The sequence below is a fragment of the Pseudomonas sp. YL2 genome (assembly GCF_023063025.1).
In the GTDB taxonomy this organism is placed as follows: domain Bacteria; phylum Pseudomonadota; class Gammaproteobacteria; order Pseudomonadales; family Pseudomonadaceae; genus Aquipseudomonas; species Aquipseudomonas putida_A.
The window spans coordinates 277,088-283,758 of sequence record NZ_JAJSLU010000006.1 but is presented as its reverse complement, the minus strand read 5'-3'; the positions used below and the strand labels follow the sequence as shown (position 1 = coordinate 283,758).

General features: G+C 63.2%; 6 protein-coding genes. 3 read left to right on the top strand and 3 right to left on the bottom strand.

Features of this window, described 5'->3' with window-relative positions:
• Positions 1 to 104 precede the first annotated feature (104 nt).
• Positions 105 to 1,427: an ATP-binding protein gene (locus tag LVD08_RS12265; RefSeq protein WP_049827920.1), complete on the bottom strand. Its 1,323-nt coding sequence runs from the start codon at positions 1,425 to 1,427 to the stop codon at positions 105 to 107.
• Complete coding sequence (locus tag LVD08_RS12260) at positions 1,427 to 2,107, bottom strand: response regulator (RefSeq protein ID WP_247268237.1); 681 nt, start codon at positions 2,105 to 2,107, stop codon at positions 1,427 to 1,429. The genes LVD08_RS12265 and LVD08_RS12260 overlap by 1 nt, the downstream gene beginning before the upstream one ends.
• Positions 2,108 to 2,260: 153 nt before the next feature.
• Here LVD08_RS12260 and dsbD point away from each other — a divergent pair, with 153 nt between their 5' ends.
• From dsbD to dsbG, 3 genes are read left to right on the top strand one after another with little or no spacing between them, the layout of a single operon-like run.
• Complete coding sequence (gene dsbD / locus LVD08_RS12255; RefSeq protein ID WP_247268236.1) at positions 2,261 to 3,994, top strand: protein-disulfide reductase DsbD; 1,734 nt, start codon at positions 2,261 to 2,263, stop codon at positions 3,992 to 3,994.
• Complete coding sequence (locus LVD08_RS12250; RefSeq protein ID WP_027613398.1) at positions 3,995 to 4,864, top strand: TlpA disulfide reductase family protein; 870 nt, start codon at positions 3,995 to 3,997, stop codon at positions 4,862 to 4,864.
• Positions 4,840 to 5,610, top strand: a complete 771-nt coding sequence (gene dsbG / locus LVD08_RS12245; protein ID WP_247268235.1) for a thiol:disulfide interchange protein DsbG — start codon at positions 4,840 to 4,842, stop codon at positions 5,608 to 5,610. Before LVD08_RS12250 ends, dsbG begins: the two co-directional genes overlap by 25 nt.
• A 113-nt stretch (positions 5,611 to 5,723) precedes the next feature.
• Here the strand turns inward: dsbG and LVD08_RS12240 are convergent, their stop codons facing one another.
• Positions 5,724 to 6,539: an alpha/beta fold hydrolase gene (locus LVD08_RS12240; protein WP_247268234.1), complete on the bottom strand. Its 816-nt coding sequence runs from the start codon at positions 6,537 to 6,539 to the stop codon at positions 5,724 to 5,726.
• Between the last annotated feature and the right edge of the window lie 132 nt (positions 6,540 to 6,671).

The following is a 6,671-nucleotide window of genomic DNA, read 5'->3' as shown; positions in this document are numbered from 1 at the left end:
GGGGGGGCGGGCGCCCGGGCGCGGCGGCGCCCGCCACCCCCCCCTCGGGCCCCCGCCCCCCCCCCCGGCTCCAACCCCTCCTCCCACAGGGGATTTTTGCTGGTTCAGACAGGTTGCAGCGGCATGGTCAACTCGACGCGCAAGCCATCCGGCCGGCTGTCGAAATGCAGGGTGCAGGCGCAGCGCTGGACGATGGCTTGCACGATGGCCAGGCCCAGTCCGCAGCCGGTGCTCTGGCCGTTGCGCCAGAAGCGTTGGGTCAGGTGCTGCAGATCTTGCGCCGCAATCCCCGGGCCGTGGTCGCGCACCACAAAACGGGCGCGCTGGCCGACCGTTTCCAGGCTCAGCTCCACCTCAGCATCCGCCGGGGTATGGCGCAGGGCGTTGTCGAGCAGATTGCGCAACGCGGCAATCGACAGCACCGCCGGCATTTGCACCGGCGCACTGGAGAGCTGCTTGGGCAATTGCAGCTTGATGCGCTGACGCTCGCCACCAGCCGCATCCTGCATCGCCAGTTTCGCCACCTGTTCGGCGCTGCACTGCACGCCGTCATCGAACGACAGACTGCCCTCGACCCGCGCCAGCAGCAGCAGTTGCTCCAGCGTGCGGTGCATGCGGTCGGCACCCTCTTCGGCGCGTGCCAGCGACTGATCGCGGGCACTGCCTTCGGTCATGCGTGCCACTTGCAGGTGGGTCTTGATCGCCGTCAACGGGCTGCGCAGTTCGTGGGCGGCATCACCGGTCAGGCGGCGTTCACGCTCGATGGTCTTGCCGATGCGCTGGAACAGCTGGTTCTGGGTATCGAGCAACGGTTTCAGTTCGCTGGGAAACGATTGCAATTGCAGCGGCTCAAGCGAGTCGGCATTACGTCGCATCAGTGCTTCGCGCAGCCGGTTGAGCGGCGCCAGCCCCTGGCCGATGCCCAGCCACAACAGGCACAGGCAACCGAGCAACGCCACGCCCACCGGCACCGAGGCCGCCAGCAGGATCGACATGTTCAGCGCTTCGCGTTCAATCTGCCGATCGGCCGTGGTGATCCGCACGTCGCCCCGCGCGAGAGTGAAACTGCGCCACGGCGCGCCATCGATCATCTGGTCATGGAAGCCCATCTTTTCCGCTTCCAGGGTTTGCTCGGGACTGCTGTGACTACGGGCCAGAATTTCCCCGCGCAACGAACTGACCTGACAGGCCATGCCGCCGGGAATGTTCAATTGTTCGGCACTGAAATGGGTGCCCTCGCCCTTGCTCGGCAGTGCCGGCAGTTGCTCCAGCAGCCCGGCGACCATGCGCGCCGAGGCTACCAGCCGCTGGTCGAGGGAAAACATCATCTGATTGCGCAAGTCGCTGAGCATCCAGGCCGCAGCCAGTGCCCAGATCAGGGCGAACGCGGCGCCGAGGGTCAGACTCAGGCGCAGACGCAGACTCATCACTTCTGCCGCTCTCCACCATCGGCCGGCCCAAGGCGATAGCCCAGACCACGCACGGTTTCGACGATGCCCTTGCCGAGCTTGCTGCGCAGGTGGTGGATATGCACGTTCAGCGCGTTGCTCTCCAACTCGTCATTGAAGCCGTAGACGCTGTCCTTCAACTGCTCGGTGGACAGCACTCGGCCACGGTTGTGCAGCAGCGCCTGCAACAGCGATTGCTCGCGGCGCGACAAGTCCACCGGTTGCCCGGCCAACGTGGTTTCGCGGCTGCTTGGATCGTAGGTCAGCGCGCCGTGTTCGATCAGGTTGACGCTGCGCCCGGCGACCCGGCGCAGCAGGGTTTGCAGGCGCGCGAACAATTCACGCAGATCGAAGGGTTTGAGCAGGTAATCGTCAGCCCCGGCCTGCAAGCCATCGACCCGGTCGGTCACCGAGTCGCGTGCGGTCAGGATCAGCACCGGAATTTCCAGGCCCTGCTGACGCAGTTGTTGCAGCAACTTGAGGCCATCTTCGTCGGGCAAGCCGAGATCGAGCACCATCACGTCGAATTCGGCAACCTTGAGCATCGCCCGTGCTTTCGAGGCGGTGTTGACGTGCTCGACCGTCAGGCCCTGCGCCGTGAGACCGGCAACGATACCGCTGGCGATCAGTTCATCGTCTTCGCAAACCAGTACGTGCATGATCCGTCCCGTAGAAAAAAGCCGATTAGGCCGTTGGCCGATTAAGCTGACATTATGGCGCCCAACGCCACAGCGACAAGGGCGTGACGGTTAATCATCGGTTAATCGCCATCCACCATTGTGCCCACACTTGCACAGGGACAAGGCTCCTCCATGCGTCATTTTTTTCTTTTGTTTGCACTGCTGATCTCCGGCCTGGCCCAGGCGGGAAACAATCCATTCGAGACCAAACCGGAGTTTCTGCCGGTCGAAAAAGCCTTCGTGCTCACTTCCGAACGCCTTGAGTCCGGGGAAACCCAGCTGTTCTGGCAAATCACCGACGGCTATTACCTGTACCAGAAACGGCTGAAATTCGACGGTTTGGCGGCCGAGCAGCAGCCGGCGCTGCCCGAGGGCGAGTCGCACAGTGACGAGTTCTTCGGTGAACAACCGGTGTATCGCCAAGGGCTGGAGGTGAAAGTCCCGGCCTCGGCCAGCGGTCAGATCAAGGTCAGTTACCAGGGCTGCGCCGATGCCGGCCTGTGTTATCCGCCGCAGACCCGGGTCATCGATCTGGGCGGCAAAGCGACGCCAACGGCCAGTGCCGAAGCACCGGATCAGGCCTTGGCCAGCAGCCTGCAACAACGGGCGCTGGGCTGGAGCCTGCTGGTGTTCTTCGGCCTCGGCCTGTTGCTGGCGTTTACCCCGTGTTCGTTGCCGATGCTGCCGATTCTGGCGGGCATGATTGTCGGCAGCGGTGCAACCCCACGCCGTGGTTTCGCCCTGGCCAGCAGCTATGTGATCTGCATGGCGCTGGTGTATGCAGCGATGGGGGTGATCGCTGCGCTGCTCGGCGCCAACCTGCAGGCGTGGCTGCAAAATCCATGGCTGCTCGGTGCATTTGCAGCAGTGTTCGTGGTGCTGGCGCTACCGATGTTTGGCTTCTTCGAATTGCAATTGCCGGTGGCCCTGCGTGACCGCCTCGAACACGCTTCGCGCAGTCGCAATGGCGGCAGCCTGATCGGTGCCGGGGTGCTCGGCGCGTTGTCCGGTCTGCTGGTCGGCCCGTGCATGACCGCGCCACTGGCCGGCGCCTTGCTGTACATCGCGCAGAGCGGCAATGCGCTGCACGGTGGCTTGATTCTGTTTGCGCTGGGCATCGGTATCGGGGTGCCGCTGTTGCTGTTGGTGACCGTCGGCAATCGCTTTCTGCCGAAACCCGGAGCGTGGATGAACCTGCTCAAGGGCATCTTCGGTTTCCTGTTCCTCGCGACCGCGCTGCTGATGTTGCGCCCGGTGCTGGACTCGTCGCTGTGGCTGGGCCTGTGCGGCGCGCTGCTGCTGATCGCCGCGTTCTGCGCCTGGAAGCAATCGGACGGCTTCGGCCGGGTCGCCCAAGTGTTCGGCGCCAGCTCGCTGTTGCTCGGGTTGTGGGGCAGCCTGCTGCTGATCGGTGCCGCCGGTGGCAGTGACGACCCGTATCAACCGCTGCAGGTGTACAGCGCCGGCCGAGTCGCCAGCACCACGCCGAGCGGGCATGACGCGTTCACCACGATCAAGGATCCGGCCGCCCTGCAGCGCGAACTGGATAGCGCCAAGGCTCAGGGCCAGTGGGTGCTGCTCGATTACTACGCCGACTGGTGCGTGTCGTGCAAAGTCATGGAAAAACAGGTGTTCGGCAAGGACAAGGTCATGCAGGCACTCAGCGATGTGCGCCTGCTGCGCCTCGACGTCACTGCCGATAATGCCGCCAGCCGCGAGCTGCTCGGCCGCTACAAAGTCCCGGGGCCACCGAGTTTTGTCTGGATCGGCACCGACGGCGAAGAACGACGTAGCCAGCGCATCACCGGTGAGGTGGATGCCGAGACGTTCCTGCAACGCTGGACCACCACCCGAGACGCCAATTAAATGCTGACGTTCACCCTCGGCACCTTTGCCATCGCGCTTAACCACTTGCTGCTGATCAGTGCCCTGGCGCTGGCGACCTTTGTCGGCTGGCGGGTGGCCAAGCGTGGCGGCGATAACCCCGAGTCGGCGCTGTTCAGCCTGTTTCTGCTGGGCATGCTCGCGGCGCGCGTGGCATTTGTCGCCCTGTACTGGGGGCACTATCGCAACGATCCGTGGCAGATCATCGACCTGCGCGATGGTGGATTCCTCGCCTGGCCGGGGGTGATCGTGCTGCTGCTCACCGCTCTCTATCGCGGCTGGCGCCGCCCGGGCCTGCGTCGGCCATTGGGTTTTGGCGTGGCCAGCGGCGTGCTGTTCTGGTTGTTGGCGACCCTGTCACTGAACATCTACGAACAAGGCACGCGCCTGCCGGAAATCACCCTGCGCAACGCCGCAGGCGAGACCATCCAGCTCAGCGACTATCAGGGCGGACCATTGGTGATCAACCTCTGGGCAACCTGGTGCCCGCCCTGCCGGCGCGAGATGCCGGTGCTGGAAAACGCTCAACAACAACGCCCGGACCTGACCTTTCTATTCGTCAATCAGGCCGAAAGCATGCAAAGCGTTGCCACCTTCCTGGAAACCCAGGGCCTGAGCCTGAACAACGTGCTGTTCGACCGCAGCGGTCGACTGGGTCAGGCCGTGGGCTCCATGGCGTTGCCGACTACGCTGTTCTATAGCCCTGACGGTCGCTTGCTGAGCAGTCATCTGGGCGAACTGTCGAACGCCAGCCTGGCCCGCGCCCTGGAAAATTTCGACATCCCGAATCCAACCGCCGCACCGGCCACCTCTGCAAGGAAACTGCCATGCCCCGCCTCCGCCACCTGCTGACGCTGACTCTGGGCACTGCCCTGCTGCACCTGCCGTCGGTGCAGGCCGCCGAAGAATTGCCCGCCGCGATCAAGCAGATCGAGGCCAAGGGCGCAAAAATCGTCGGCCAGTTCGACGCCCCGGACGGCTTGCGCGGTTATGCGGCGCAGTACCAGAACCGTGGCATGGCGCTGTACCTGACGCCGGACGGGAAACACGTGTTGCTCGGCAACCTGTACGACGCCGACGGCAAGGATCTGAGCAGCGAGCCTTTGCAGAAACTGGTCTATGCGCCGATGGCCAAGGAAATCTGGGGCAAGTTCGAAGCCAGCAACTGGATTCAGGACGGCAACAAGGATGCGCCGCGCACCGTGTACCTGTTCAGCGATCCCAACTGTCCGTACTGCAACATGTTCTGGGAACAGGCGCGACCATGGGTCAAGGCCGGCAAAGTACAACTGCGGCACATCATGGTCGGAATCATCCGCGAAGACAGCCCGGCGAAATCCGCCGCGCTGCTGGCGGCGAAAGATCCGGCCAAGGCCCTGGAAGATCACGAAAAGGCCGGCAAGGCCAGCACCCTGAAGCCGTTGAAAGACATTCCAAAATCGGTGCAGACCAAACTGGCCGCCAACATGCAGTTGATGGAAGACCTGGAACTGCAGGCGACACCGGCGATTTTCTACATGGATGACAAGGGCGAGCTGCAACAGCAGCAAGGCGCGCCTTCGCCGGAGAAACTGGCGAAAATTCTCGGGCCAAAGTGAGTCCGGCTTCTTTATTGCCTGATCGGGCCTCTTCGCGAGCAAGCCCGCTCCCACAGGGATCACCGCGGTCACTGTGGGAGCGGGCTTGCTCGCGAAAAGAACGATGACTCGGTTTAACGGTTGCGCTCAGCCAAAAAAGTAAACAACACCTCGCTCACAAACTGCGGATTCTCCAGACTGGAGATATGCCCCGCCTCCGGCACCAGCACCCACGGGCAGCCGATCAATTCAGCCATTTCCTGTGCCTCCGACGGCGGTCGCGGTTTGTCCTGATCGCCGCACAGCACCAGGGTGGTCGCGGCATTCAGTTCGCCCAGGCGCGGCAACAGGTCATCACGACTGAAGGTGATACGTCCCATCGGCACAATGCTTTCGCGCAGGCGATCCGCCGTGTACGCCGCGAGTTTGGCGCGGAAGTCCTGATACAGCGCCGACTGCGGATCGATGCCCGGGCGGAAGAAGATCGGCACCACGATGTCGAGCAACTGAGGCGCAATCTCGCCGCTTTCCTCGATCTGCTTGAACAGCGAGAAATAGTACTGACGGGTTGGCTCAGGCTCGACGCCGACGTAGGTGTCGAGCAGTACCAGACCGTTGATCCGCTGCGGTGCCGACAACGCCAGACGCACGCCCCACATGCCGCCGACTGACAGCCCCGCCAGCGTGATCCGTTCGATCTGCAGGTGATCGAGCAAGGCCTCGACCTGCCGCGCGATGTCATCCAGCGAGGTGGTGCCTTGAGGCAAACGCGCGGATTCGCCGTGGCCCCACAGGTCCAGCGCAATCACCCGATAGTGCGGCGACAGCGCAGCGATCTGCGGCGCCCACATGGCCGTGTCCCACAGATAACTGCCCGCCAGCAACACGGCCGGGCCGGTGCCTTGATCAATGTAGTGCAGCGCTTGTCCGTCAACCGTGAAGAAAGGCATCGACCACCCCCGCGACAAAAAAAAGAGAACCGGCAGACTGAGCTGCCGGTTGTTGATCGTCAACCCTGGACATGTACGTGAATATGCCGGTTTATTTGTGTTGAATTCACTGACGCATTCGCGAGCAAGCCC

Bases quoted from the DNA above. Each gene is read 5' to 3' on its own strand.
- LVD08_RS12265 (WP_049827920.1), bottom strand. From the start codon at position 1,427: ATGAGTCTGCGTCTGCGCCTGAGTCTGACCCTCGGCGCCGCGTTCGCC.
- LVD08_RS12260 (WP_247268237.1), bottom strand. From the start codon at position 2,107: ATGCACGTACTGGTTTGCGAAGACGATGAACTGATCGCCAGCGGTATC.
- dsbD (WP_247268236.1), top strand. From the start codon at position 2,261: ATGCGTCATTTTTTTCTTTTGTTTGCACTGCTGATCTCCGGCCTGGCC.
- LVD08_RS12250 (WP_027613398.1), top strand. From the start codon at position 3,995: ATGCTGACGTTCACCCTCGGCACCTTTGCCATCGCGCTTAACCACTTG.
- dsbG (WP_247268235.1), top strand. From the start codon at position 4,840: ATGCCCCGCCTCCGCCACCTGCTGACGCTGACTCTGGGCACTGCCCTG.
- LVD08_RS12240 (WP_247268234.1), bottom strand. From the start codon at position 6,539: ATGCCTTTCTTCACGGTTGACGGACAAGCGCTGCACTACATTGATCAA.